At 41.3% G+C, this 25164-nt stretch carries 35 protein-coding genes and 1 pseudogene; 29 read left to right on the top strand and 7 right to left on the bottom strand.

Annotation, left to right across the window (positions count from 1 at the left end):
• Position 1 precedes the first annotated feature (1 nt).
• From MKP07_RS16090 to MKP07_RS16025, 14 genes are all read left to right on the top strand, one after another.
• Entirely contained in the window at positions 2-928 is a 927-nt protein-coding gene (locus tag MKP07_RS16090) for a retropepsin-like aspartic protease (RefSeq protein ID WP_240848088.1), read from the top strand.
• A 90-nt stretch (positions 929-1018) separates the two neighbouring features.
• Entirely contained in the window at positions 1019-1384 is a 366-nt protein-coding gene (locus MKP07_RS16085; RefSeq protein WP_240848087.1) for a hypothetical protein, read from the top strand.
• A gap of 95 nt (positions 1385-1479) precedes the next feature.
• Positions 1480-1761 carry a hypothetical protein gene (locus MKP07_RS16080; protein ID WP_240848086.1) on the top strand — a complete coding sequence of 94 codons (282 nt, stop codon included), beginning with the start codon at positions 1480-1482 and terminating at the stop codon, positions 1759-1761.
• Positions 1692-2384, top strand: coding sequence for a DUF6438 domain-containing protein (locus MKP07_RS16075; protein ID WP_317236031.1), 693 nt, complete (start codon positions 1692-1694; stop codon positions 2382-2384). Before MKP07_RS16080 ends, MKP07_RS16075 begins: the two co-directional genes overlap by 70 nt.
• A gap of 93 nt (positions 2385-2477) precedes the next feature.
• The gene (locus tag MKP07_RS16070; RefSeq protein ID WP_240848084.1) at positions 2478-2735 is read left to right on the top strand and encodes a hypothetical protein; all 258 of its coding nucleotides are present in this window, start codon (positions 2478-2480) and stop codon (positions 2733-2735) included.
• Positions 2716-2946, top strand: a complete 231-nt coding sequence (locus MKP07_RS16065) for a hypothetical protein (protein ID WP_240848083.1) — start codon at positions 2716-2718, stop codon at positions 2944-2946. Before MKP07_RS16070 ends, MKP07_RS16065 begins: the two co-directional genes overlap by 20 nt.
• A 46-nt stretch (positions 2947-2992) precedes the next feature.
• Positions 2993-4279: an ABC transporter ATP-binding protein gene (locus MKP07_RS16060; RefSeq protein WP_394803576.1), complete on the top strand. Its 1287-nt coding sequence runs from the start codon at positions 2993-2995 to the stop codon at positions 4277-4279.
• Between the two features lie 238 nt (positions 4280-4517).
• The gene (gene lnt / locus MKP07_RS16055; protein ID WP_240848081.1) at positions 4518-5921 is read left to right on the top strand and encodes an apolipoprotein N-acyltransferase; all 1404 of its coding nucleotides are present in this window, start codon (positions 4518-4520) and stop codon (positions 5919-5921) included.
• A 115-nt stretch (positions 5922-6036) separates the two neighbouring features.
• Complete coding sequence (locus tag MKP07_RS16050; RefSeq protein ID WP_240848080.1) at positions 6037-6189, top strand: alpha/beta fold hydrolase; 153 nt, start codon at positions 6037-6039, stop codon at positions 6187-6189.
• Positions 6186-6551, top strand: coding sequence for an alpha/beta fold hydrolase (locus tag MKP07_RS16045; RefSeq protein WP_317236030.1), 366 nt, complete (start codon positions 6186-6188; stop codon positions 6549-6551). The genes MKP07_RS16050 and MKP07_RS16045 overlap by 4 nt, the downstream gene beginning before the upstream one ends.
• Complete coding sequence (locus MKP07_RS16040) at positions 6497-6829, top strand: alpha/beta fold hydrolase (protein WP_240848079.1); 333 nt, start codon at positions 6497-6499, stop codon at positions 6827-6829. Before MKP07_RS16045 ends, MKP07_RS16040 begins: the two co-directional genes overlap by 55 nt.
• A 10-nt stretch (positions 6830-6839) precedes the next feature.
• Positions 6840-7610 carry an SDR family NAD(P)-dependent oxidoreductase gene (locus MKP07_RS16035; protein WP_240848078.1) on the top strand — a complete coding sequence of 257 codons (771 nt, stop codon included), beginning with the start codon at positions 6840-6842 and terminating at the stop codon, positions 7608-7610.
• A gap of 76 nt (positions 7611-7686) precedes the next feature.
• Positions 7687-8007 (top strand): NAD(P)-binding domain-containing protein, encoded by a 321-nt coding sequence (locus MKP07_RS16030; RefSeq protein WP_240848077.1) that lies wholly within the window; start codon positions 7687-7689, stop codon positions 8005-8007.
• A gap of 5 nt (positions 8008-8012) precedes the next feature.
• Positions 8013-8726: an NAD(P)H-dependent glycerol-3-phosphate dehydrogenase gene (locus tag MKP07_RS16025; RefSeq protein WP_240848076.1), complete on the top strand. Its 714-nt coding sequence runs from the start codon at positions 8013-8015 to the stop codon at positions 8724-8726.
• Between the two features lie 123 nt (positions 8727-8849).
• Here the strand turns inward: MKP07_RS16025 and MKP07_RS16020 are convergent, their stop codons facing one another.
• Positions 8850-9497 (bottom strand): coproporphyrinogen-III oxidase family protein, encoded by a 648-nt coding sequence (locus MKP07_RS16020; RefSeq protein ID WP_240848075.1) that lies wholly within the window; start codon positions 9495-9497, stop codon positions 8850-8852.
• A gap of 5 nt (positions 9498-9502) precedes the next feature.
• Positions 9503-9877 carry a radical SAM protein gene (locus MKP07_RS16015; protein ID WP_240848074.1) on the bottom strand — a complete coding sequence of 125 codons (375 nt, stop codon included), beginning with the start codon at positions 9875-9877 and terminating at the stop codon, positions 9503-9505.
• A 296-nt stretch (positions 9878-10173) separates the two neighbouring features.
• Between MKP07_RS16015 and MKP07_RS16010 the strand changes: the two genes are divergently transcribed.
• The 12 genes and pseudogenes from MKP07_RS16010 (at position 10174) to MKP07_RS41225 (ending at position 18821) form a co-directional block, all read left to right on the top strand.
• Positions 10174-11790, top strand: coding sequence for a POTRA domain-containing protein (locus MKP07_RS16010; RefSeq protein WP_240848073.1), 1617 nt, complete (start codon positions 10174-10176; stop codon positions 11788-11790).
• 81 nt (positions 11791-11871) lie between these two features.
• On the top strand, positions 11872-12711 hold the full coding sequence (locus MKP07_RS16005; RefSeq protein WP_240848072.1) for a DUF4271 domain-containing protein: 840 nt from the start codon (positions 11872-11874) through the stop codon (positions 12709-12711).
• Between the two features lie 35 nt (positions 12712-12746).
• Entirely contained in the window at positions 12747-13547 is an 801-nt protein-coding gene (locus MKP07_RS16000) for a uroporphyrinogen-III synthase (protein ID WP_240848071.1), read from the top strand.
• A gap of 142 nt (positions 13548-13689) precedes the next feature.
• On the top strand, positions 13690-14151 hold the full coding sequence (locus MKP07_RS15995; protein ID WP_240848070.1) for an outer membrane protein assembly factor BamD: 462 nt from the start codon (positions 13690-13692) through the stop codon (positions 14149-14151).
• Between the two features lie 43 nt (positions 14152-14194).
• A complete protein-coding gene (gene bamD / locus MKP07_RS15990) occupies positions 14195-14506 on the top strand; it encodes an outer membrane protein assembly factor BamD (RefSeq protein WP_240848069.1) in 312 nt (103 codons plus the stop codon).
• 105 nt (positions 14507-14611) lie between these two features.
• Positions 14612-14821: a hypothetical protein gene (locus MKP07_RS15985; protein WP_240848068.1), complete on the top strand. Its 210-nt coding sequence runs from the start codon at positions 14612-14614 to the stop codon at positions 14819-14821.
• A 119-nt stretch (positions 14822-14940) separates the two neighbouring features.
• A complete protein-coding gene (locus tag MKP07_RS41230) occupies positions 14941-15162 on the top strand; it encodes a flavoprotein (protein WP_317235836.1) in 222 nt (73 codons plus the stop codon).
• A gap of 29 nt (positions 15163-15191) precedes the next feature.
• Positions 15192-16222, top strand: a pseudogene (gene coaBC / locus MKP07_RS15980) (bifunctional phosphopantothenoylcysteine decarboxylase/phosphopantothenate--cysteine ligase CoaBC).
• A 99-nt stretch (positions 16223-16321) separates the two neighbouring features.
• The gene (locus tag MKP07_RS15970; protein WP_240848067.1) at positions 16322-16543 is read left to right on the top strand and encodes a DUF4296 domain-containing protein; all 222 of its coding nucleotides are present in this window, start codon (positions 16322-16324) and stop codon (positions 16541-16543) included.
• A gap of 95 nt (positions 16544-16638) precedes the next feature.
• Positions 16639-17037, top strand: coding sequence for a hypothetical protein (locus tag MKP07_RS15965; protein WP_240848066.1), 399 nt, complete (start codon positions 16639-16641; stop codon positions 17035-17037).
• Between the two features lie 16 nt (positions 17038-17053).
• Positions 17054-17467, top strand: a complete 414-nt coding sequence (locus MKP07_RS15960) for an aminotransferase class IV (RefSeq protein ID WP_240848065.1) — start codon at positions 17054-17056, stop codon at positions 17465-17467.
• A 37-nt stretch (positions 17468-17504) separates the two neighbouring features.
• Complete coding sequence (locus MKP07_RS41225; RefSeq protein ID WP_240850881.1) at positions 17505-18821, top strand: cryptochrome/photolyase family protein; 1317 nt, start codon at positions 17505-17507, stop codon at positions 18819-18821.
• A 9-nt stretch (positions 18822-18830) separates the two neighbouring features.
• Here MKP07_RS41225 and MKP07_RS15950 read toward each other — a convergent pair whose 3' ends face one another.
• The 5 genes from MKP07_RS15950 to MKP07_RS41220 all read right to left on the bottom strand — a co-directional run bounded on the left by MKP07_RS15950 (position 18831) and on the right by MKP07_RS41220 (position 23383).
• On the bottom strand, positions 18831-19634 hold the full coding sequence (locus tag MKP07_RS15950) for a 1,4-dihydroxy-6-naphthoate synthase (RefSeq protein ID WP_240848064.1): 804 nt from the start codon (positions 19632-19634) through the stop codon (positions 18831-18833).
• A gap of 59 nt (positions 19635-19693) precedes the next feature.
• Positions 19694-20338 (bottom strand): futalosine hydrolase, encoded by a 645-nt coding sequence (mqnB, locus tag MKP07_RS15945; protein ID WP_240848063.1) that lies wholly within the window; start codon positions 20336-20338, stop codon positions 19694-19696.
• A gap of 47 nt (positions 20339-20385) precedes the next feature.
• Positions 20386-21069, bottom strand: a complete 684-nt coding sequence (locus MKP07_RS15940; RefSeq protein WP_240848062.1) for a hypothetical protein — start codon at positions 21067-21069, stop codon at positions 20386-20388.
• Positions 21070-21084: 15 nt separating this feature from the next.
• Positions 21085-22098: an alpha/beta hydrolase gene (locus tag MKP07_RS15935; protein WP_240848061.1), complete on the bottom strand. Its 1014-nt coding sequence runs from the start codon at positions 22096-22098 to the stop codon at positions 21085-21087.
• 148 nt (positions 22099-22246) lie between these two features.
• Positions 22247-23383, bottom strand: coding sequence for a helix-turn-helix domain-containing protein (locus MKP07_RS41220; RefSeq protein WP_240848060.1), 1137 nt, complete (start codon positions 23381-23383; stop codon positions 22247-22249).
• Positions 23384-23549: 166 nt separating this feature from the next.
• Here MKP07_RS41220 and MKP07_RS15925 point away from each other — a divergent pair, with 166 nt between their 5' ends.
• The 3 genes from MKP07_RS15925 to folE all read left to right on the top strand — a co-directional run bounded on the left by MKP07_RS15925 (position 23550) and on the right by folE (position 25070).
• Complete coding sequence (locus tag MKP07_RS15925; protein ID WP_240848059.1) at positions 23550-23969, top strand: 6-pyruvoyl trahydropterin synthase family protein; 420 nt, start codon at positions 23550-23552, stop codon at positions 23967-23969.
• Positions 23970-24157: 188 nt separating this feature from the next.
• Positions 24158-24436 carry a 6-pyruvoyl trahydropterin synthase family protein gene (locus tag MKP07_RS15920; protein WP_240850880.1) on the top strand — a complete coding sequence of 93 codons (279 nt, stop codon included), beginning with the start codon at positions 24158-24160 and terminating at the stop codon, positions 24434-24436.
• Positions 24437-24473: 37 nt separating this feature from the next.
• Positions 24474-25070, top strand: a complete 597-nt coding sequence (gene folE, locus MKP07_RS15915) for a GTP cyclohydrolase I FolE (RefSeq protein ID WP_240848058.1) — start codon at positions 24474-24476, stop codon at positions 25068-25070.
• The last annotated feature ends 94 nt before the right edge of the window (positions 25071-25164 follow it).

Genomic DNA, 25164 nt, shown 5'->3' with positions numbered 1-25164 from the left:
TATGCAACATTTCATCTTTTTACTGCTCAGTCTCCTTTCATCCATTTCTCTTGTAAAAGCGCAGCCCGTATTAAGGAGCGCAGACAATAAATCGTCCCATAGGATACCCTTTCGCATCACGGCCTATAACAATATTATCATCAAAGCGGCAATCAATGAAAAAGATACGGTCAACCTGATGCTGCATACAGCTTCCAGTGATATTACCCTTACTGAAGAAGCCGTTAAGAAACTGAATACCATCCAATTTACAGGGGCGGTGGATGATGTAAAAAGCTGGGGCGGCGGCGGCAACAGTTCGCGATATAGCAATGGCAATCAGTTAACAATCTCCGGTTTAAATTGGAGCAATGTAGAAATATGGGACGACCAAAACTCCGGCCAGGAGTCTGATGGCAAGATCGGTTTAAATTTTTTTAATGGCCAGGTGCTTGATTTCGATTTTGAAAAGCAACAGCTAACCGTGGGGCGTACGCTTCCAAAGAATCTTAAAAAGTATGAAAAACTGGCACTGGCCTCACAGGGAGCCAATCTTTTTGTAAAAGGAGATTTAAAAATCGGCGACGAGTTGCTCGAAGCTGAATTGCTTTTACATTCAGGTTATGGCGGTGATATTTTACTGAATGATGCTTTTGTTCAGAATAATAAAATCGACCAGAAAATAAAGATCACCAGCGAGAAAAAATTAAAAGACGCCTATGGCAATGTACTAACCACGCAAAAAGGAGTATTGCCTGTTTTAAAGCTGGGACAATTACAACTACACAATACCCATGTTGGCTTTTTTACCGGCACTGTGGGACGGCAGAAAATAAGCGTGATGGGCGGCGACATTTTAAAAAGATTTCGCATTATTATTGATGCACAAAGACAGCACGTTTATTTAAAGCCTAATCATTTTTTTAAATCGGGCTATTCCAATATATAAAAATGCCGGGAAGGCCTCCTATTTATATTTTGTTGCGTTTGAATGATGTCGCTCGTCTTATTTGCCAGATACACCTAAAATCACCGCCATATGAAATGTATACTGCTTTTAATGTTGATCGTTGTTGGAGCTGCCTGCAGCAAACGAGGCGCGCAATCTTATGAATCTGATGCCCCCTGGGATTCCAGGCCCTGGTTAATGAAAATCAAGAATGCCATTGGCCCCTGTGGAGAAGGCTGCTCCGGGGTACTGTTTAAAGCCATTTGGAAACAACGAACGGTTTATGAAACTGGTGTTAGGAGTGGCTCCTCAATGCAATGTAATAGTATATCTATCGTGTACGACGAAGACGGCGAACAACTTTTTACCTCAGGAACAGAAGAGTATAAAGCATATTTAGAAGGCACTTTTGAAAAAACCAGGAAACTGATCTGGGGCTGTCATCTGGTAAAATAAAACATTCGTATTTCCCTGTACACCTTTCTCCATTATTTTAGAATGATGGATCATTATGTAATTTCTCCCGGCAGGCATCTATTAAGCAAAAGCTGATGATGAAAGAAAATAAAACAATCCTACAGCTTATCCTATTTACTTTTATTTACGCGGGCACCAGTTTATTGGCACAACCCTACAATCTTCAAAAAACATGGGTTGGCGCCGATCTTGAGTATCTTAAAGTAGATTCTCAAAAAGTGCATTTTGAAGTATTTGGTAGCTATCCGGAAAACATCAACTACCTTATTAAAAAGATACGCTACGCCTGTTTAGCAATTACATCAGTTCAGGAGATGGGTTTTCAAAAGTACATACCAGGAACTATGATTTCCTGATAAAGCAAAAGACCCCTCAAACACTAAAACTATTACCGGTAAATGCTCTGGCACTTGAACTGTCAAACGATAAAAAACTGCTGAAGTATACCGAACGCTCTCTTATTAAGGACACCAACTTTAATTTCCTGGCAATCCGGTTTAAGGCCACTACCTGTTACGGCACATGCCCCGATATGACGGTGGAAATAACCAACAAGAAAGAATTAAAGTTTATCGGGGGTGAGTACGCTATTAAAAAAGGACTCTTCAACGCTAAAGTATCGGATAGTCTATACTCGGAATTGTTGGAATTGCTCTCTTTATCTGATCTGAAAAACCTTAAAACATGGCCGCAGGTACTTCGCGATGCTCCAGAATATACCCTTGAGATCGCATACGACAATCAAATCAAATGTCTAAAAACCTTCTTACTGCCTTCTGTTTGCGGAGACTTGATACATTATTTATATGCTGTCCCCGGCAAAGTAGTCCTTCAAAAGCAAGAAGAACCAATTGAGTTACATTTCCAGGAGATTGTGGCAAATATCCTAATCCAATCTATACTGACTAAAATTATCCGAGCAATAATCCTTTTGGTTAAGATGCTGTTATGGAGAAAGAAAAACGTATTAGTTCTGTAATTCAGCATCCCAGCTAACCGAACAATAAATAAATTTCTTTGTTGTTAAAAAACTGGCGCAATTTTGCTCCATTTTCCAACTACAGAAAACTACATGCGTATACTACTCCACTACCTGAAACCCTATAAATGGCTGGTTGCTTTTGCATTATTTTTAGCAGCAGTGAACCAGATCTTTTCATTATTTGCACCCATGATCAGCGGAAACCTGCTGGACATGTTTGCCAACCACCCCATCACTTTGACAAGGCTAAAACATTACCACGCTCTGAGCGCAATTACCTTTGGGGCGGAAGTGGCTATCACGGGGTGTTCTTTTACCTTTTTTATTGGTGGGCACCGCAATGGTTAGCCGTATTGCCAAAGCCTTCCAGGACTATTTTGTAAATGTGGTAATCCAAAAATTCGGAGCAACTATTTTTACAGATGGATTACAGCACTCCATGCGTCTTCCTTACCAGGATTTTGAAGACCAACGTAGCGGCGAAACGCTGTCTATTTTAACCAAGGTTCGTACAGATACAGAAAAATTCATCAGCAGTTTTGTGAACGTCTTTTTGTGATTATTGTAAGTATTGTCTTTGTTTCAATATATGCGTTCCGCCTACATTGGACCATCATGCCTGTTTATGCGCTGGGCATATTCTTTATTGCACTGGTAACCAGCCTTTTGAGCAAAAAAATAAAGATCATTCAAAAAATATTGTTAAAGAAACAACAGCATTGGCGGGTACCACTACCGAAAGTTTGCGCAATATAGAAATTGTAAAAAGCCTGGGGCTTACCGGCCAGGAGGTAACACGGCTGAACAACAATACCTTTAAAATTCTTAAACTGGAGTTGCGTAAAGTAAAAAATGTTCGCTCCCTCAGCTTTATACAGGGTACGTTGGTGAACTTTCTCCAACAGGTAATTGCATTCACACTACTATGGTTGATTTTTAAGGATTCAATTACACCAGGGCAATATCTTTCGTTAAGTTTTTATGGCTTTTTTCTTTTTGGTCCCATGCAGGAAATTGGTAATGTCATACTCTCGTACCGGGAAGCGGAAGCCTCGCTACAGAACTTCCATAACCTGATGCAGAAAAAGAGTGAGCCGAAGCCGGTTCAACCACACCCGCTGGGAATTCTGGAAGAGCTGGAGTTTAGAAATGTTACATTTCAGCACCAAACTGCTCAGTTTAAAGCGCTGGAAAATATTTCTTTTGACGTAAAAAAGGGAGAAACCATTGCTTTTGTTGGACCCAGCGGATCGGGAAAGAGCACTTTGGTGAAATTGCTTGTGGGCTTATATCGACCTAAAGAAGGTAGTATTTATTATGATGGCATTAACGGAGACGATATTGATTTCGATGAGCTCAGGAGACAGATAGGTTTTGTAACACAGGATACCCAACTCTTTGCCGGGACCATACGCGAAAACCTGCTGTTTGTAAACCCAGCGGCTACAGAAGAACAGCTACAAATAGCCCTGCAAAAAGCCAGCTGCACTGCTTTGCTGGAAAGAGCAGGCAATGGCGTAGATACGGTTATTGGCGAAAGCGGCCTGAAATTAAGCGGCGGTGAAAAGCAGCGGATTGCTATAGCGCGGGCTTTATTAAGAGATCCCCACCTGCTTATTTTTGATGAAGCCACGTCGGCGCTGGACTCCATTACAGAAGAGCAAATTACCGAAACGATACGGGAAGTGTCTTCCAAAGGCAGCCAGATAACAGTTTTGATTGCACACAGACTCAGCACCATCATGCATGCCGACCGCATTTATGTGTTGGAACGCGGCGAAGTAGCTGAAACCGGAAGCCACGAAGAACTGATCGAGCGAAAAGGACTATACTATGCAATGTGGCGGCAGCAGATTGGCGAAAGAAGAACGCAAAAAGCGCCGGTAGCCTAATCAACATTAACCCTTTATTAAAATTAATTTCAGGTGTATTTGCCTTAGCTTTACGCCATGCAATTACCGGCAAAAAACTTACTGATTTCCGTACTGGGAGCCCTGCTCCTTTGGGCGGCATGGCCAACTTCCCCCTTACCTTGCTCATTTTTGTTGCCTGGCTTCCGCTACTTTTTTTAACGGAACGCGGGTTAAGCTGGAGACAGTATTTCGGGTACACCTATATCCACATGGTCTTATGGAATGTGCTCACCACCTGGTGGGTAGCCAAGGCCAGTTTGGTGGGAGGCGTAAGCGCTTTTTTGCCAATAGCTTGGTCATGTGTCTTCCCTGGCTGTTGTACTATTTCACCACAAAATATGTAAAAGGCTTTATCAGTAGCTTATCTATAGTTGCTTACTGGCTGGCATTTGAATACCTGCATCATAACTGGGATTTAAGCTGGCCCTGGCTCACATTGGGGAACGCTTTTGCTACACATCCGGGATGGATACAGTGGTATGAGTACACTGGTACTTCAGGAGGAAGTTTATGGATCCTGCTGAGCAATGTAATGATATTTTATGTGCTGAAATTGTACCGCAAGGAAGGAAGAACCCTGCGCTATTTCAGAAATATAGCGGCATGGCTGGTTTTACTTTTTATACCGATCCTGTTGTCATTTTTTGTTAAAAATAATCTTACCCTGTTGCATAATAAATACAATGTAGTGGTGGTACAGCCGAATGTAGATCCCTATATAAAATATGGTACAGGATCGGAGCAGGAACAATTACAAAAGCTGATCCATTTATCCAGAAAAGAAATAGATGCCAATACCGCATTGGTAGTATGGCCCGAAACAGCCATACCCAAGCAAACAAACGAAGAGCAGCTGAGAGATGATTTTTTCTTATCACCGATATGGGCTTTCCTGATAGAAAATCCAAACATCAACTTACTTACCGGCCTGGAAGGATACAGGGAGTTTTCTGCTAAGGTTAGCCGCTTTGCCAAGCCATTCAGAGGTGGTGGCGGCTATTACGAAATGTATAATACCGCGTTGATGCTGGATAGTACCCAAGCTCAGATTTACCATAAATCCAGGTTAGTACCAGGGGCTGAAGTGTTACCGGGCTTTTTGGCTTTTATGGCGCCTGCGTTTGAAAAGTTTGGCGGAACCGGTGGCGGTTATGCCAAAGACACGAATATCCATGTATTTAACACCAGTAATAATAGCTATAACGTAACACCAGCTATTTGCTATGAAAGCATCTATGGCGATTACCTGGCCGCATTTAATCGTAAAGGAGCCAACCTGGTTTGCATTATTACTAATGATGGTTGGTGGGGCGACACACAGGGTTATAAACAGCATATGAATTATGCCCGCCTGCGTGCTATTGAAAGCCGTAAATGGGTAGCACGAAGCGCTAATACAGGCATCAGCTGCTTTATTGATCCGTTTGGCAACATCATTCAACAGCTGGGCTGGAATGTGGATGGCGCTTTAAAACAAACGGTTCCTGCCTACGTTACCGATACTTTTTATACCAGGCACGGCGATCTGCTATCTAAGATCGTCAGCGGTCTGGCAACGGCATTATTGTTGCTCACGATAATTCGGAAGATAAAGAACAGAACGCTTTCCAAAGCATCATAACGCATCAGTTCTCTTTTATAATATTATATTAACAACAGTTTATTAGGCCATTTCTGCTTGTACTGCAAGAAGTAGTTAAAGACGCTGATTTGTTTAACACTATAAAAACAAAAAAATGCATAGAAAATCTGTAACCGTTGAAGGTAAGCTGATCAGTTATATGGCTGGAGGAGAAGGCAATGCTGTAATGCTACTGCATGGCTTTGGAGTGGACAGTACCGCCTGGTCTGAACAAATTAATCAACTGAAAAAAACTATCGTGTTATAGCGCCCGACCTTCCGGGCATTGGTGTTTCTGAGCTCACCAGCGATGTAAGTATGGAGGGAATCGCTACTGTAGTAAAGGAAATAATCGAAGCGGAAGAGATAGAACAGGCAGCGATCATAGGACATAGTATGGGCGGGTATATAGCATTAGCATTTGCGGAAAAATATCCCGAACTATTAGCCGGGTTAGGACTATTTCATTCCACTGCCACTGAAGATAATGATGAAAAAAAGCAAGCAGGCAAAAAGGCATTGAGTTTACTGAAAAGCATGGTGCGCAACCCTTTCTTGAAACCACCGCACCCAAAATGTTTGCGGCGATTACCCAAACTGATAATAAGGAGCTGTATGAACACTTTATGAGTCATTTACCTGAAATGAGCAAGGAGGCTGTCATCAGTTATTACGAAGCAATGATGCAAAGGCCAGACCGTGTAGAAGTGCTCAGGAAAATAAAAGTGCCGGTACTTTTTGTTTATGGCAAACAGGATGAGATCATACCGCTTAATAAAACCATCGAACAGGCATCCATCCCTTCTATTTCTTCTGTGAATATTTTGAAAAAATCGGGCCATTTGGGTATGATTGAAGAGCCTGAAGCAGCGAATAAGGCAATTGAAGATTTTTTATCCGATATTTAACGCCTCATTAATGAGCGAAAAGATGAATAAAACAGTTTTAATTACAGGCGCTACTTCTGGTTTTGGCGAAGCCTGCGCCCTGAAATTTGCATCTGATAATTATAATGTAATTATTACCGGGCGCCGCAAGGAACGACTGGATTTACTTAGCGAAAAAATACAGCGGGAGTATGCTGTAAAGGCTCTGCCTTTGTCGTTTGATATAAGAAACAAGGCTGACGTACAGGCTGCCATCAGCAGTTTGCCAGACGAATGGAAAAAGATTGATATCCTTATCAATAATGCAGGGTTGGCTGTGGGCAGAGATAATTTTGATGAAGCCAGTATTGACGACTGGGACGTAATGGTGGATACTAACTTAAAAGGCCTGGCCTATATGACCAAAGCGGTCCTCCCTTTTATGATTGATGCGGGAAGTGGCCACATTTTCAATCTGGGTTCTATTTCCGGCAAGGAAGTATATGCCCAGGGCAATATGTACTGCGCTACCAAACACGCGGTGAATGCCCTCAGCCAGGCTATGCGGATTGAGTTACTGAAGTTTAATATTAAGGTAACGGCCATCCATCCCGGGGCAGCAGATACGGAGTTCTCTAATGTTCGTTTTAAAGGTGACGATGATAAAGCAGCTAAAGTATACGAAGGTATGGAGCCATTAGTAGCACAGGATGTAGCAGATATCATCTTTTATTGTGCGGGATTACCTCCACATGTTTGTATCAACGACCTCGTGGTGACCTGTACACAGCAGGCGAACAGCTTTTATTCATTCAGGAAATAGTAAACTAAAGAGGCCCTGTCTGAACGCTGAAACCTTAATTTTCCGGTCTTCAGATTGTGGTCCGACATCATACACAATGGCGATAAAATTTGGTGTTATAGGAAGCGGTAGCTGGGCAACAGCACTGGTTAAAATCATTACAGATAACGGTAATAAAGTAAGCTGGTGGGTGAGAAACGATGCATCCGCCTCTTATATCAAAAAGCGATCTCATAATCCCCACTACCTCACTTCGGCAGTTTTAAAAACAAAGCTTTTAAAAATTGAAACGGATCTTCAAAAAGTGGTGGCCGCCGCGAATGTATTGATCATAGCGGTACCCTCGGCCTACGCCACCGAAGTACTGGCAGAACTGGAGCCCGGTGATCTGAAGAATAAAAAATATTATCGGCCGTAAAAGGTATGCTGCCTAAGGAAAATATATTGCTCAATGAGTACCTGAACAGGCAATTTAATATCCCCCTGCAAAACTATTTTGCAGTGTTGGGGCCCTGCCACGCCGAGGAGGTAGCAGCAGAAAAGCTTTCTTATCTGACATTCTCAGGCACTGATGTAGAAACAACCAAAAAGATAGCGGCTTACTTTACCTCACCTGCTATTAATACGGTGGTGAATGATGATATCTTAGGCGTACAATACGCCGCCGTACTTAAGAATATATATGCTTTAGGCGCGGGTATTGCTCATGGACTCGACTACGGCGATAATTTCCAGAGTGTTTATATTGCCAATTGCGCCGACGAAATGGCTGCATTTTTAAGGAGTTTCGGCGCCGAGCATATGGTGGTTGGCGAGCATGAGGCCAACCTCGCTACGGGTGGCAAATCTGCCAACTATGCGGCATCGGTGTATCTGGGCGATCTCCTTGTGACCTGTTATTCATTGTATAGCCGGAACCGCACATTTGGCAATATGATCGGCAAAGGCTATTCAGTAAAAGCGGCTCAGCTGGAATTAAACATGGTAGCCGAGGGTTATAATGCAGCTAAATGTATCTACAATATCAATAAGAAAATAAAAGCAGAAATGCCCATTGCGGAAAACATCTATAAAATACTATGGGACAAACTCACGCCGGTAAAAGGCTTTGAGGCTATTGAAAAAGTATTGATATAGGAGCCTCCCATACGCACCCAGCTTAAACCGTGGTTAGGTTACTCATCGAAAAAAGATCCGCAGCAATACCATCCGCATACAGTTTTCCTTCGTCGGTAAGCCGTAAGCGGTTGGGTTCATGTATTACAAGCAAGCCCTGTTAATATATTTTTGCACTGCTTTAACCAACTGCCGGGCTGCTCCTTCAGAAAAGCGGGTTAGATCCACTCCTTCTACGGTACGAAGGGAGATCATAATCGATTCGTTGATCTGCTGCACCGGTGTAAGCAATTCTTTTTCAACCGGTGCAACTCCTTTTGCTATTGCATCGATATATTGCTGATTATTGGCAATATTCCAACGCCGCTCCGTTCCATTAAATGAGTGGGCAGATGGTCCGATACCCACATAAGGCTTTCCCTGCCAGTAAGAAGAATTGTGACGGCTACGGAAACCAGGCTTTGCAAAATTGGATATCTCATAATGCTCATATCCGGCAGCTCTCAGCCAACCCATCAATAATAAAAACTGTTCTGATTGTGTATCCGGATTCACATCATCCTTTTTGTTTAGCCTGATTAGTTTATCCAGGGGAGTTTGGGGTTCAACTGTAAGTGCATAGCAGGACAAATGAGGAATGTTCAATGCCAGGGCCGTTTCTACATTTCGCTGCCACTTATCGTTGGTGAGACCCGGTGTTCCATAAATAAGATCCATGGTAATGTTATCAAAATATAGCAATGCCAGCTCAAGGCCTTTTCTTGCCTGCACTGCATTATGCGCCCGGTTCATCCATTTCAGGTCTTCTTCAAAAAAGACTGTACACCGATACTAAGGCGATTAATACCGGCAGCCCTCCACCCTTTTAGCTTTTCCTCCGTTAAATCATCAGGGTTGGCCTCCAAAGTTATCTCAGCACCTCCATCTACCTTGTAAACAGATTGTATAGTATTTAAAATAGTGGCGATCTCTTCAACCTCCATCAAACTGGGTGTACCACCGCCAAAATAGATGGTATTCACCAGCCATTTACCGTCTTCGGCAGTCAATACAATTTCTTTATTGATAGCGACCAACATTGCCTCCTTTTTTGATAAAGAAGTGGCAAAATGAAAATTGCAATAATTACAGGCCTGCCTGCAAAAAGGTATATGGATATAAATGCCGCTCATGTGAGGTTTAGGTTGATAAGTTAATAAGTTTACAGGTTAACAAGGATGTCGTTTTCATACCTTGTAAACATTTATACCTTTCAACTTTTCAACTTACTTTTACTCCCGTTGAAACCTGCAAAGATACGATACCTGTTTACAGCATTGCTGCTTTTACATATTTTGCTGACCAAAGGGCAAAACAGGCATATATTATCTGTTATTACAGTTGACAGGGACAGTGCATTTGCAGAATCAGTTCTTCAGCTTAAAAAGAATTCATCAACCGCGATGATTGTAACAATTACGTAGGGCAATTGCTCCCTGCTTTACAAGCCAAGGGCTATATTACAGCGTCGATAGATTCCATACAATCCGATTCTCTACGCACTTCCGTTCATCTTTTCTTTGGGGAGATCTATCAATGGGCATCGGTATACGCAAACGATGAGTCGCAACGTTGGTTAAGCCAGGTTGGATGGTCTCCCGGTAAATTCATGCAACAGCAGTACGATCCTGATAAAATTGTTACGTTGCAGCAGCGCACGCTGGAATACATGGAAAATAATGGTTACCCGTTTGCCAGGATCTTTATGGATAGCCTGCAGATCAATGGCAGGGATGTTTTTGGCAGGATCAATGTTCAGCCAGGACCACTTTATCATATTGATAGCATAAAAGTTACCGGCAATGCCAAAATAAGCAACGAATACCTTCAACAATTTCTTGGTATCAAAAACGGTTCTGTTTATAATAAAGATAAATTGCTGCAGATCAGTACAGAACTAAAAAAGCTCAACTATGTGCAGGAAGCATTCCCTCCTCAATTAATATGGGGAAGCACAGGTGGAACCATCGAGGTTTTCCTGCAGCAGAAAAAAAGCAGCCAGGTAAATATCATTATCGGGTTTCTGCCTAATAGCGACGCCTCGGCTAACCGCAAAATGCTGATAACTGGCGAAGGGCTCCTCAACCTGAAAAATGCTTTTGGCGCCGGAGAAACCATTGGCCTTACCTGGCAACGGCTTCAGGCTGCTTCTCAACGGCTTAGTATGAACTACGAACAGCCTTATTTATTCAATTCTCCGCTGGGCGTAGATTTTGGTTTTAATATGCTCAAAAGAGACTCTGCATTTTTAAACTTTGACATAAGACTGGGCGCCCAGCTGGCATTAAACCGTCAGCAACGCATTAAGTTATACGTGCAGCGGTTTAGCAGTATTTTAAACTATATCAATGAATCTGCGGTTATAACCACCAGGAAGTTGCCGGAAGAAGCCGACGTAAAAATCACCCACCTCGGTGTAGAGTATATAATCAATAGCACTAATTATATATTTAACCCCGTAAGCGGGTTGGAGCTGCTATTCAACACTTCTGTCGGTAATAAAAATATTAAACCCAACAACCAGATAGTAGACCTGGAAGATCCGGAAGACCCTGGTTTTAACTTTGCCAGCTTGTACGACACCGTAAAAACAAAATCTTACCAGCTGCGATCGGTTTTGGCTGTTGCGAAGTATTTCCCGATCGGTAAGGCGTCCAGGAGCACCGTAAAAACGGCTATCAACGGTGGGTACATCTCCGGAAGCAATATCTTCAGAAACGAACTCTTTCAAATTGGCGGATACAGGCTGCTCCGGGGTTTTGATGAACAAAGTCAGTTTCTTTCGCAGTACGGTTTAGGAACATTGGAATACCGCTATCTAATTGGCGAAAATTCTTATTTCAATGTTTTTACGGACGGAGGCTGGGGAAAGAATGCAAGCAGGGGGAGTAATATTAGTTATACCTATTTATCAGGAGGGTTGGGAATGGCTTTTGAAACCAAAGTGGGGCTATTTAACCTGGCCTGGGCGGTTGGAAAAAGAAATGATACGGAGTTTAACCTGCGACAATCGAAAATTCATTTTGGATTCGTTAATTACTTTTAACCCTGCGGGTCTATTTTTGCAGCAAAACTCTTTTCTTGACCAGGATTTTTTAGTACTGTTTTTTGCGTGGGATGGATATGGATGCCTGACATAATAGCTCAGGGAACAGATAGCCTTGTTGCTACTCAGGCAGACAGCTTAGTTGCGCATAAAGAAGTTGCTGTACGTAAAAACATAGAGCTGTCCAGGAAAATCCTTAGTCATCACCCCTATTTTAACTTTACTGAAAAAGCCGGTTATCCACTCTACACCATTAAAACCGCCACCCAGGGCAAGGAGATATACTTTTATATGGTGGCTGGCTTGTTTTTATTGTTCGCGATCTTTAAAGCAAGTTTTGACAAATACTTTACCGATCTTTTTAACCTCTTTTTCAGGCGAAGCCTTAAACAACGCCAGCTCAAGCAACAGGTAGTTCAAAATTCGTTGCCCTCATTGCTATTTAATATCCTTTTTGTAATCACCGCCGGGTTTTATGCGGCAATGGTTATACAAAAGAATATAGATGCTGCGCAATGGGAACTACCACTGTGGCAACTTTTCATTTATACCACGGCGTCTATCGGAATTATTTATCTGGGCAAGTATTTCATTCTCAAATTTATTGGCTGGGTTTTCAGAATCAGCAAACTAACGGATAATTATATTTTCCTGATCTTCCTGGTAAATAAAGTGCTTACCATACTTATTTTACCACTGATTATTGCCATCGCCCTTTCGGCAAAGCCGGTAAGCACAATCGCCTGGACCTTAAGCTGGCTACTGATTGCAGGATTTATTTTGTATCGCTATGTATCAGCTGCCGGTATTGTTCGCAAAGACAATAGTATTAGCTTTTTCCATTTTATTTTGTACGTAGGTGCATTTGAAATTTTGCCTACGATCATCCTGTACAAAGGAATATTATCCATTTTAAAATAATAATGTACTTTTGCATCCAATTTTAGGAATCGCTAATGGTAAATGAAGTTAAAAAATCCGGTACCAAGTCTTCAACAGACAAAATTGAGCGTATACTCATAACACAGCCAAAACCTTCGAGCGAGAAATCTCCCTTTTTCGATCTTGAAAGAAAGTATGGTGTAAAACTTGACTTTGAGCCGCTGATAAGTATAGTGCCTATTTCCGGCAAAGACTTCAGGCAACAAAAAATAAATATCGTTCGGTTTACCGGCGTGATATTTACAAGCCGTAACGCTATCGACCACTTCTTCCGCACCTGTGAAGAAAATAAAATCACTGTTTCTCAAGATACTAAATACTTCTGCATCACTGAAGCGGTTGCTTTATATCTGCAGAAATTTATTTTATACAGAAAACGTAAGGTTTTTTATGGTGCTGACGGCACTAATAAAAGCCTGTTCGATGTTATGAATAAACATAAAGAGAACCTAAGCTTTCTTTATGTATGCTCCGAAAACCAACAGGATAGCGACATCGTGAACTGGTTGAAAAACAATAACTGCGACTTTGAGCTGGCTTTTATGTATCGCTCTCAAAGTAATGATATCAAAAAGACGGTTGGCGATAAAAACTTTGATGTGGTTTGCTTTTTTACCCCTTCAGGTGTAAAAAGCTGGTTCGACAATTTCCCCAAATTCAAACAAAATGGGATAGTTGTGGGTACTTTCGGCGACAATACGAAGTCGGAGGCTGTTAAATCAGGGCTTAATCCTGAAATTATAGCGCCAAAGCCTAAAACGCCCAGTATGATCACCGCATTAGACCATTTCCTGGCAGATTCTAACAAAAAGTAATTGATTATCAAGGATAATTATTCTCCTTACTGGTATTCACCAGCAGGCGTCTATTCTTTACCAAAACCTTAACTGTCACTTAGTTGGGCGGGTCATATTTTTTAGCAACATTTGTCCTATTATGGTTAACTTTGCAACCTTTATGAGATTTGTAATCGCTGTTTTTCTGGTAGCTTCTTTGGTGTCCTGCGGTCCTGGCATGAACAAGATATTGAAGAGTAAGGATCCTGCATTTAAGCTTAAAATGGCAGATCAGTTTTATGCCAAGAAAAAATGGATGAAGGCTTATACTGTGTACGAGGATGTGATCCCTTATTACAAAACCACACCTCAGTTCCAGGATATTTATTACAAATACGCTTATACCACTTTCAATCAAAAGGATTACGCCAACGCAGAGAATCTTTTCAAAACTTTTCTGGAAAGCTTCCCCAACAGTCCACGGGCTGAAGAAATGGAATATATGCGTGCTTATATTTTTTATTTACAGTCACCCAAAGCAGAACTGGACCAGACTAATACGTACAAAGCCATCAGTAACCTGCAAACATTCGTTAATACGCACCCCCAGTCGGTTCGTAACAGAAGCCAACCGTTACATTGATGAGCTGAGAAAAAAACTTGAAATAAAAGATTACAAATCGGCAATGTTGTATTATAACATTGGGGAGTATAGAGCAGCAGGGGTTACTTTTTCCACTTTGCTGGATAATCACCCCGAATCTTTGGTAGCCGATGAGTATAAATACATGGTGGTTAAATCTTTCTATCGTACCGCAGGATTAACTGCCGCTATTAAAAAAGTAGAACGTTACAGGGAGGTGATCAATGAAGGCAATGAATTTATTGAGCGTTTTCCTGATAGTAAATATCGCAAAGATGTAGAAAGCTACATATCTTTATCAAATACAGAAATACAAAAATTTACGAATAATGAGCAAGTTAAGACGACAACTTAGCGCCGGTATTCCCAGTAATGTGGAAACAAAGGATCTGGGAAGTATCAAAAAAAGACCGGTAATCTTTATGAATCAATCTCCATTATCGCTAAAAGAGCGAACCAGGTGAACATTTCGATTAAAGAAGAGCTGCACAATAAGTTGGATGAATTTGCCAGCCACACAGATTCTTTGGAAGAAATTCATGAAAATAAAGAGCAGATCGAAATTTCAAGAGCATACGAAAGAATGCCCAACCCTGCTTTATTAGCAACTTACGAGTTTTTAGACGACAAAGTATACTTTAGAAAAGCAGAAGACGAGCTGTTTAGCTAGTATATTTGGACATAAAAAATTAGAACCACAGTAACATTTTAAATGGCTGTGGTTTTTCTGTTTTAAATATTTTTGTGGCTGCAGCATAAATGAATCTTTTATGCTGATTTTGCACAGAAGTGAAACGCAGTTGTAAACAGCCGGTTCTTTTAGCATACGTTGTACAGACATCACATTTTAAAACACATCCCCTTGTTAGAAGGCAAAAAATATTAATTGGCATTTCAGGTAGCATCGCCGCCTACAAAATCATCCATTTGGTTCGCCTTTTGGTAAAGCAAGGCGCTGAAGTGAAAGTGGTAATGACTACTGCTGCTAAAGACTTTGTCTCCCCCCCCTGACGCTGTCTACACTATCGAAGAATGAAGTATTGACGGATATATTTGCTGAAAACACCTGGGCGAATCATGTACAATTAGGCAGGTGGGCAGATATAATGTTGATAGCGCCCTTAAGCTGCAATACTTTGGCAAAGATGGCTAACGGGCATTGCGACAACCTCTTACTGTCGGTTTATCTCTCAGCTACCTGCCCTGTTATTGTAGCACCTGCCATGGATGAAGATATGTGGCATCATCCATCTACCCAACGCAACCTGGAGCTTCTTCAAAAAGACGGCATCAGGATTATTCAACCCGGGCATGGTGAACTGGCAAGTGGCCTGTTTGGTGATGGCCGCATGGAAGAACCTGAAAATATTATTGCTTATCTCAACCATTATTTTAATAAAGACAAAGCGTCCCTTGCCGGCAAAAAGGTGTTGGTTACGGCTGGCCCTACTCATGAAGCCATCGACCCTGTTCGCTTTATCGGCAATCATTCTTCCGGTAAAATGGGAATTGCGCTGGCAAAAGAATGCAGAGACAGAGGAGCCGAGGTAATACTGGTTTTAGGTCCGGTTGCATTACCTAAAGAATACACCGGCATTACGGTGATTAAAGTAACCTCCTCTGACGAAATGTATAACGCCTGTCATGACCATTTTGGAAAGGTTGACATAGCATTAATGGCAGCAGCCGTAGCAGATTACAAACCGGAAATAGTTAGTGAGCAAAAATAAAGAAATCAGGCGACCTCACCCCTGAATTAAAACTGGTAAAAACAAAGGATATTCTTAAAAGCCTGGGCGCCATTAAAAATGATCGCCAGATATTATTAGGCTTTGCGTTGGAGACCAACAATGAAAAGGCCAATGCCCTGGAAAAATTGAATAACAAAAACGCCGATTTTATCGTACTCAATTCTCTGAATGATGGGGCTGCTTTTGGCAGTGACGTCAACAAGATCACCATTTTTACAAAATCGGGAGCGGAAATACCCTTTAATTCGAAAAATAAGACGCGGGTAGCTGCTGATATTCTAGATACAATAATAGACCATACAAAAACTTTAAGCATTTAACATGCATAGATATTTATATATATTAGCCATCATATCCCTCCTGGCATCCTGCAAGAGTTCTGACAATGTACTTCCAAAAGAAAAAATGGAAAAAGTAATGTGGATGTTGCCCAAAGCAGTGAGCTGCTGAACGGGTACGTTTATTACAAGTATCCCGAACAAAACAGGGCTGCGCTGAATGATGTGATGCTCCAGAAAGTTTTTAAAATTCATAATATCACTAAAGAGCAGTTTAATAAAACCCTGGATTATTATGAGAAAAGGCCTGACGAATTAAAGACTGTGATTGATACTATTGTAAGCCGGCAAAAAGAGCACTAGGCAAAGACACCAGCTCATCTTCTTTGCCTGTTTTAACTAAAGACGGGGCTTCTTCTCTTTAGTATTGCTGTGCCTAAACTTTTAATTCCTGTAGCTTGACAGCCCGAAAAATTTGCTATAACGGTATTTATCATAACGAAAACGACCCGGTAATAACCGCGGGCAACAAAAGCTATCGTTATGGTGATGGCTTCTTTGAAACAATCAAAGTTTGGAAAGGCCTTATTGTCTTTGACAGTTATCATCAAAAAAGAATCGAAAAGAGCCTGTCCCTGCTACAATACAAGAGCCCTGCTCATTTCGACATCGGGCACATTCTTTCACAGGCGCTGCAACTCTGCGAAAAAATGCCTGCAGCCATGCCGCCCGTGTACGACTATCCTTTTCTAATGGAAATGGAGGGCTTTTTGACGGAGACAACAAACTGCAATACATTATTGAAGCATGGCCTTTGGAGGCTGCCAATAATGCTTTCAACGAAAATGGCCTGGTGACTGGCTTTTTCCTGAAATGAAGAAAAGCTGCGATGCTTATGCGAATATAAAGTCGGCTTCAGCATTGTTGTATGCTGTGGCGGCAAACTACAGCAAACAGCAAAAATGGAACGACTGCATTATACTCAATCAACGTGAAAACATTTGTGAAAGCATTATTGCCAATTTATTCTGGATTAAAGATGAGCGCCTATTTACACCTGCCTTAACTGAAGGCTGTGTAGATGGAGTGATGCGATCTTATCTGATCGACCAAATCGGTACTATAACGGAAACACCATGTCGCCCTGATGACCTTTTACAAGCAGATGAAGTTTTTTTAACCAACGCTATACGTGGCATACGCTGGGTGCAAAGCATTGAAAGCATTCACTACCAGAACACCATTTCTAAACAGCTGCACCAGCAATTGATACAGCCTCTTTTTTAAAACGGTTTCACTTTTTGTTATACTTTAGCCATCACAAATCCATTACTTTGAAAAAGAAGCTGTAAGTATATTCTGGTTTAGAAGGGACCTTCGTTTAGAGGATAATGCGGGTTTATATCATGCTTTAAAAAGCGGACACCCGGTACAACCCATTTTTATTTTTGATACTAACATCCTGGATGAGCTCGAAGACAAGGCTGATCAGCGTCTTACATTTATCTATGAAGCACTAGCACAAATACAGGAGCAGCTTGTGAAGTTGGGGGCAACATTAGATCTGCGACACGGAAAGCCGGAAACAGTTTTTCAAACGCTTGAAAAAGATTATGACATTCAAAGCATTTTCCTCAACCAGGATTACGAGCCTTATGCCCGGCAGCGCGACAATGCCATCTACAGTTATTTCAAAGAGAAAGGGACCTCTGTAAGAGGTTTTAAGGACCAGGTAATATTTGAAAAAAACGAAGTGCTTAAAAATGATGGTAAGCCTTATACTATCTATACACCTTATGCTAATAAGTGGTTATCGCTTGTTACGCCATTTTTTCTTAAATCCTACCCCACAAAAAAGTACTGGAACAATTTCCATAAGCAGCCTGAGATACAGCCTCCTTCATTGCAAAAACTAGGATTCAAGAACACGCGTAGCTCTTTCCCTTCACCAGATCCTGACTCGGGCCTTATAAAAGATTATGATAAAACGCGGGACATACCAGGAATCAAGGGTACCACAAGAATAAGCGTGCATTTAAGATTTGGAACCATAAGCATTCGTAAGCTCGTAACAAGAGCCGGCAAGCTGAATCAAACCTACCTGAAAGAGCTGATCTGGCGCGAGTTTTACCAGATGATACTCTTTCATTTCCCAGACGTTATTGATACCTCCTTTAAAAAAGACTACGATAAAATAAACTGGAGAAATAATGAAAAGGAATTTGAAGCCTGGTGTGCCGGACAAACAGGTTATCCTATAGTTGATGCAGGTATGCGGGAATTAAATGAAACCGGCTTTATGCATAACCGGGTACGTATGATCACTGCATCTTTTTTAACCAAACACCTACTTATTGACTGGCGCTGGGGCGAAGCTTATTTCGCAAAAAAGTTACTCGATTATGATCTGGCTTCCAACAACGGCGGCTGGCAATGGGCTGCGGGAAGCGGTTGCGATGCTGCGCCTTATTTCAGAGTTTTTAACCCATATATACAAACAAAAAAGTTTGACGGAGATTTAAAATATATCAGGAAATGGGTTCCTGAGTTGGAGAGTAACAGTTATCCAGCCCCAATCGTAGAGCATGATTTTGCCCGGAAACGATGCCTGGAAGTATATTCGAATGCTCTGAAGAGATAATATAGCCAACTAATTATTATTTCGGTCAAACACCTCCTGTAAAACGGATATAGCTTTTTTCCCTTCTGCGCCCAGGTCCAGGCTATAATTATTTACGTACAATTCAATATGCTGACGCATCACATCCTCGCTCATAGCCTGAGCATGGTCCTTCACATAACCGGAAACTGCGGGGTAATGGGCAAATGATTGTTGCAAGCTTTGATGGATCAGTTGATTTACACGGTCGTATATTTCACTTCCCAAAGACTTCTTTATTACAATTCCGCCTAGAGGAATGGGCACGCCCATCTTTTCTTCCCAATGCTGACCTAAGTCTACCACTTTATGTAACCCTTTTTGCTGGTAGGTAAACCTGTTTTCGTGAATGATCACACCAAGATCAGCTTCTTTGTTTACTACGGCATCTTCAATTTCATGAAAAACTTTAAACTCCTTATTTACAGCTCCCGGGAAAGCAAAACTGAAAAGCAGGTTGGCGGTAGTATTTACACCTGGCAACACGATGGAAGCATTACTCACTTCTTCATCGGAGAAATGTTGATCTGAATGAGCAATCAGCAAAGGCCCCACTCCTTTCCCCAATGCACTGCCTGCATTTAATAGTTGGTACGTTTCTGAAGTTTTAAAATACGCAGGAAAACTTAGCTTAGTAATATCCAGCTTCCCTTCAAGCGCCCAGCGATTCAGTGTTTCCACATCTTCCAATACCGGTTCAAACTGTATATCACCTGTATCTATTCCTCCATTTACAAGCGCATCAAAAATAAAAGTATCGTTAGGACAGGGAGAAAAACCAATTGTCAAAATCATATTAAAATCGAAATATTATATTAAAATCAGCAATAGAGACTTTTTTGCGGGCTATTGCCTCAAGCCATGTGTTCAACTATTCTAACCAGTTCTTTATTTAAATTGCCGACGGCATCTTTAAAGTTCCATTTGCTTTTATCTCTTTCGCCAACATAATTAGATAAAGAACGGATCTGCAGGAAGGGTATTTTTTCCATTAATGCTACATAATGCAATGCTGCACCCTCCATCGATTCAACTACAGAACCCTGTGCTTTCAACAAACTAATTCTAGCTTTGTTCGTAGTTACTTCATTTACCGTAACTGCAGGCACTATTTCCAGGCCTGTGGTCCGTAGTATTTTTGTATAGGGATTCTTCAACCGTCCATTTTTAAACGGTCTTTGATCCGGCGCGGCAAATCCCATGTCAAATACAGACCGCCATTGTTTATTCTCTTCTACTCCTAGATCAGCAAAACCATCCTCCCCAATCGCCAATACATCACCCAGCAAATATTTCCGGTCAAAACAGCCGGCTATGCCAGCTTGTATAACCATAGAAGGCCGATACTGTATCATCGCCTTAAGTATACTATAAACTGAAGGCGCAGCGCCTATCCCGGTGATGGCAACAGGTATCTGCCGCTTTTTAAATAAGGATAAAGATGGAGCGATCTCCATCTTTGTTGCCGCCACTACCAATACGCTCCTGCTTTTCTGCATAATGTGGCAAAGTTCTTATTTTGGCATTAATAATCTACAGAAGATTATTAATGTTTTGCGCGGGAAGCTATGCTGTAGTTAAAACCTAATTGCAGGTAGAAAGGCAACATCGGCTTGGATTTAAAATCCTCGTTTACGATACTCCCCAGCCTAAGTGTTAGTTCATTGTTCTTAAAAGACAACCCCGTTCTCAGTCCATAATTAAAGTTGCCACCGGTAGCTGGGTTATACCAGCCGTTTTTTACCAGCGGGAACTCTTCTTCATACACATCCGAATGTTGAAAATGGGTGATGATCGCTTTATCAAAACCAGTCTCGGCTGCAGCAAACCAACGAAGCTTATACACTCCCAATGAAACAGAAAGCCCGGCTCCGAAATTTTTGGCGGTAACCAGGTCATTTCGAAACCGCCTGTAAATACCCTGAATGGCGGCAGTTCCGCGTATGTGCCGCCATTTTAAAAAGACCATTTCCAATCCGTAGTGAGTGGCAAAATCGTCAAAAAGCTGATCTCCTGAAGGAACTGAAAAACTGAGTGTAGCCATCAACGGAAGCCTTCCCACTGTTTTATAGCCATACCCTACTCGGTATATAATGCCGTAATTAGCTCCAATATTAGCATTCACCACATGTCCTTTTTGAGGATTAGCCCAGTTGATTGTTTGTGCTGATAGCGTGTTGGTAATTAGATACACACACACATATAGTGTGCAGAACGCTCTTGCTTTCATTAAAATAAGTTTGTATTAAAAATTTTTCACGTATTCGAGTATCGCCGGTAGTGTGATTTGTTGCCATGCCTGGGTGTTGGTAATAATACCGTCGTGGCCTACGCCTGCTACTTTTATTTTTTCAACGGTATTATAGGCTGCTGTTATTTTACCAGCCCAGCTGTCAGGATACGCTTTGTTTTTTTCGCTGAAAAAGAAAAGAACGGGCTTGTTGAAGCGATTGAGACCTTTTGAGAAATCTGTTTTGTATTTCTCCCCGGTTTCATAAAGCGCCCCGGATATTATCGCTCCATCACGCCAGGAGGAGCCGGGATCAAAATCTGCCTCTCCGGTGATTTCATTCCGGGATGAAAGCATGGCCATCTTGTAATCCAATATTGCATGCTGATCTTCTTTACCCGTAATAAACTGGTCGAGATATGTTACATTATTTAAGGCTTCTCCCCATATATTAAAAGATCTTGATCTTTTTACATAATCTTCCACATCGGCCCATTTCAGGCCTCCGGGTTCGCATACGATCAACCCGTCTACTAATTCCGGGTTCCTTCCAACATACCCCGAAGCAAGCATCCCACCCCAGGAATGGCCCAATAGTATTACTTTCTGTTGCGGATTTTTTTTGTAATAGGCAATAACGGCACCCAATTCATCATACATCAGATCCACTGCTTTCTCTCCTAAAGAAGTAAAAGACTTACGGGGAAACCGCTGAGAGAGCCCACTTCCTCTCTGGTCATAAAATACAACCCGGTATCCTTTGACGGCTAGCTCCCTGCAATTGAGCAAATAACGGTAGTCTCCACCCGGCCCGCCATGAATCGCAACAATCAGGGGCGCATTTTCAGGTCCGAAGGCTTCTGAATGTAGTAGGGATCCGTTTACCCGGATCGATGGGATGCTTTGATCCTCATCTGCAGTTTTGGGCACCAGGTTGCCTGGTTCATTAATATACTTGTCTTTAGTAGAGCAGCTATAGGCCAGCATTGCTATAATAGCCAATATGAAACTGCTTTGTTTGATTGTCATATCTGCGTTTTTAGTTCAGCGCAAATATGGATCAAACAAAAGGAGGAACAGGCTCATCGTGTACAATGAGACCTCATTTTCACAAAACACAAAATAATGAAAATCAAAATATTATGAAAAAGGATACTCTTTCATGAGCTTTGAGCCCTTATTCAAAAGCATCAAAAGTATCTTTTAAATATTCCGTGGGACTCAATCCTGTATGTTTTTTAAAGTTCCTGTTAAAGGAAGCCTTCGAATTAAATCCACACTCGAAAGCCAGGGAAAGAAGCGTATACTTTTTGTTCTCCGGTTTACTCAATGCTTTTATAAATGTGGCTATTCTGAGCGCATTAATATAGTCGTAAAAGTTTTTACCTTCTTTAGAATTGATCACCTGCGAAAGCGTATTGGGGTGTATGGCTAATTGCTCGCTTAATGTGCCAAGCGTCAATTCCGGATCTGTAAAAAGAGCTTCCTTTTGCATCAGCGTTAATAAATCCTGGTGTATTTTATCAATGGTTTCTTCAGTTACGCGTGATTTTTGGTATTTGGGAACTTCGGGCCTGACTGCTGCAACGGCAGTCTCTATTGGGGGCAAGTCGGCATATGGAAGCGGCGCTGGTTTTACAAGCATATTGCTATTCAATATCCCTACCTGTTTTATTCCAAAATACCCGATAAATAAAATGAAAAAAACCACCACGGTATAGATCAAACGGTCGTCTCCCCAAATGACGATGATCCAGATGATACTAATGCCAATTATAAGATAGTACAGCCAGTTTAAATTGATCTTCTCTGTATCTGCAAATACATGGAGGATATTATTTCGATGCCTTTTTAAATAATATAATGAAAGGACTATATAACTTATTCCGGATAGTATTATAGCTGCGAATATAAATTGTGCCGGCTGTTCATATCCTTTTCCCTCATGCTGATACACCCATATCTTATCCTCCGTAGTTCCTGATAAAAAATCTGTTAGTACAAGATATACGATCACAACCGGTATAAAATGAGCGATCCAATAGTATTTCCGGGGAAATTGGTTGGTTAATGCCGCTGTATATAAAAACAGAAATGGACCATGAACCAGGGGCAAGGGAATTTCAAAACCTAACCAATAAGGCCAGCTTCGGTACTGTTCGGTTTGGACCATGTAAAAAAGGGTGAGATGTATACCCAAAACAAAAAGCCATGTGGTTAAAATATAGTCTGCTTTGGTTTTACCTCTTTTGGTGATCAAAAGAGATGACAAAAAGAAAGTGATGATGATCCCGGTTAAAAAAAGGATTGACACAAAAATGTATTTAGAAGCCCCTAAAAATACAGGAAATACTTTAATACCATAGTTCTTAAAAAAGACTACCTATTAGCTGTTTTGCGCACAGGAACCAGGCTTTTATTGTATTTGATCAAATATAAAGCCTTCTTATTTTTTAAAAAATCGATAATTTTGATTTTCTATGGTATATCTTACGAGACAGGAACATTTTAATGCTGCCCATCGCCTTTACAATCCGGCCTGGGACGATGCAAAAAATGAAGCAGTGTTTGGCAAATGTGCGAATCCCAACTGGCATGGGCACAATTATGACCTATTGGTTACTGTTAAAGCAAAGCCGAATTACGACACAGGTTTTGTTTTCGATGTAAAAAAACTGAGCACCATCATACGGGAACATGTTACAGAAAAACTGGACCATAAAAATCTGAACGAAGATGTGGATTTTATGAAGGGTAAAATGTGCAGCACAGAAAACCTGGCTATAGAAATATGGAAGCAGCTGCAACCACATATCCCCGAAGGCATACACTTACACTGTATTAAATTGTATGAAACTCCGCGTATTTATGTGGAGTATTTCGAGAGAGTAGCATTGTAAAGATCCCCGACCAGAGGTTCAGTACTCATTATTTATTACTTACCATTTATTACCATGAAAGTATCTGTATACAGACAGGAACATTTTAATGCAGCGCACCGCTTTATAATACAGACTGGGACGAAGCAAAAAACGCATCAGTATTTGGCAAATGTGCTTACCCTAACTATCATGGCCACAACTACGACCTGGTTGTAAAAGTAACGGGTGACCCGGATCCGAAAACAGGTTTTGTAATGGATATGAAAGAGCTTAGTGATATTATTAAAAGAGAAGTACTGCTAAAGTTTGACCATAAAAACCTGAATCTGGATACGGAAGAGTTTAAAGCACTTAACCCCACAGCCGAAAATATCGCTATTGTAACCTATAATCTTTTGAGGCCACATATCGCGGGTTCTTTAGATTTACAGGTGAGGCTTTATGAAACGCCCAGAAATTTTGTAGATTATCCTGCAAATGGATAATTTTATTACATAATATTGACATACTTAACTAAAACCAATGTCCTACAAGAAGATTGAGACATACGACGAAGCTACTACCGAGGGCCTCATTAAGAATTATAAAGAAGCTTTGCAGCTTTTGGGTGAAGATCATGAGCGGGAAGGTTTGCTAAAGACGCCGGAGCGCCAGGCCAAAGCCATGCAATATCTCACACAGGGATATCAGCTGGATGCCCATGCAATTATCAATTCGGCCAAGTTTCACGAAGATGTGAGTGAGATGATCGTTGTAAAAGATATTGAACTATATAGCATGTGCGAGCACCATGTATTACCCTTCTTTGGGAAAGCTCATGTAGCTTATATTCCTAATGGATGGATTACCGGACTCAGCAAAATCGCCCGCGTGGTAGATGTATTCAGTCGCCGCCTGCAGGTGCAGGAAAGGTTGACGGTGCAGATAATGAATGCCATTAAGGAAACGCTTAACCCGGTGGGAGTAGCCGTGGTAATTGAAGCCAAACATTTATGTATGATGATGCGTGGTGTTCAGAAACAAAACTCGGTAACTACCACTTCCGCTTTTGACGGAGAGTTTCAGAAAAACTCTACAAGAAGCGAATTTTTAAAGCTGATAACTGCAGATCTGCATTAATAAAATAAAAGGCTGAAATACCAAGCTTATTGTATTTTAGCCAGCTCGAAAACAAAGTGAAGTATGCTATACATCAAAGGAATGTATATACAGC

The organism is Paraniabella hibiscisoli (genome assembly GCF_022512515.1).
Taxonomy (GTDB): domain Bacteria; phylum Bacteroidota; class Bacteroidia; order Chitinophagales; family Chitinophagaceae; genus Niabella; species Niabella hibiscisoli.
Note: the sequence above shows the minus strand (reverse complement) of the source record. Positions and strands in the feature narration are given on the sequence as shown.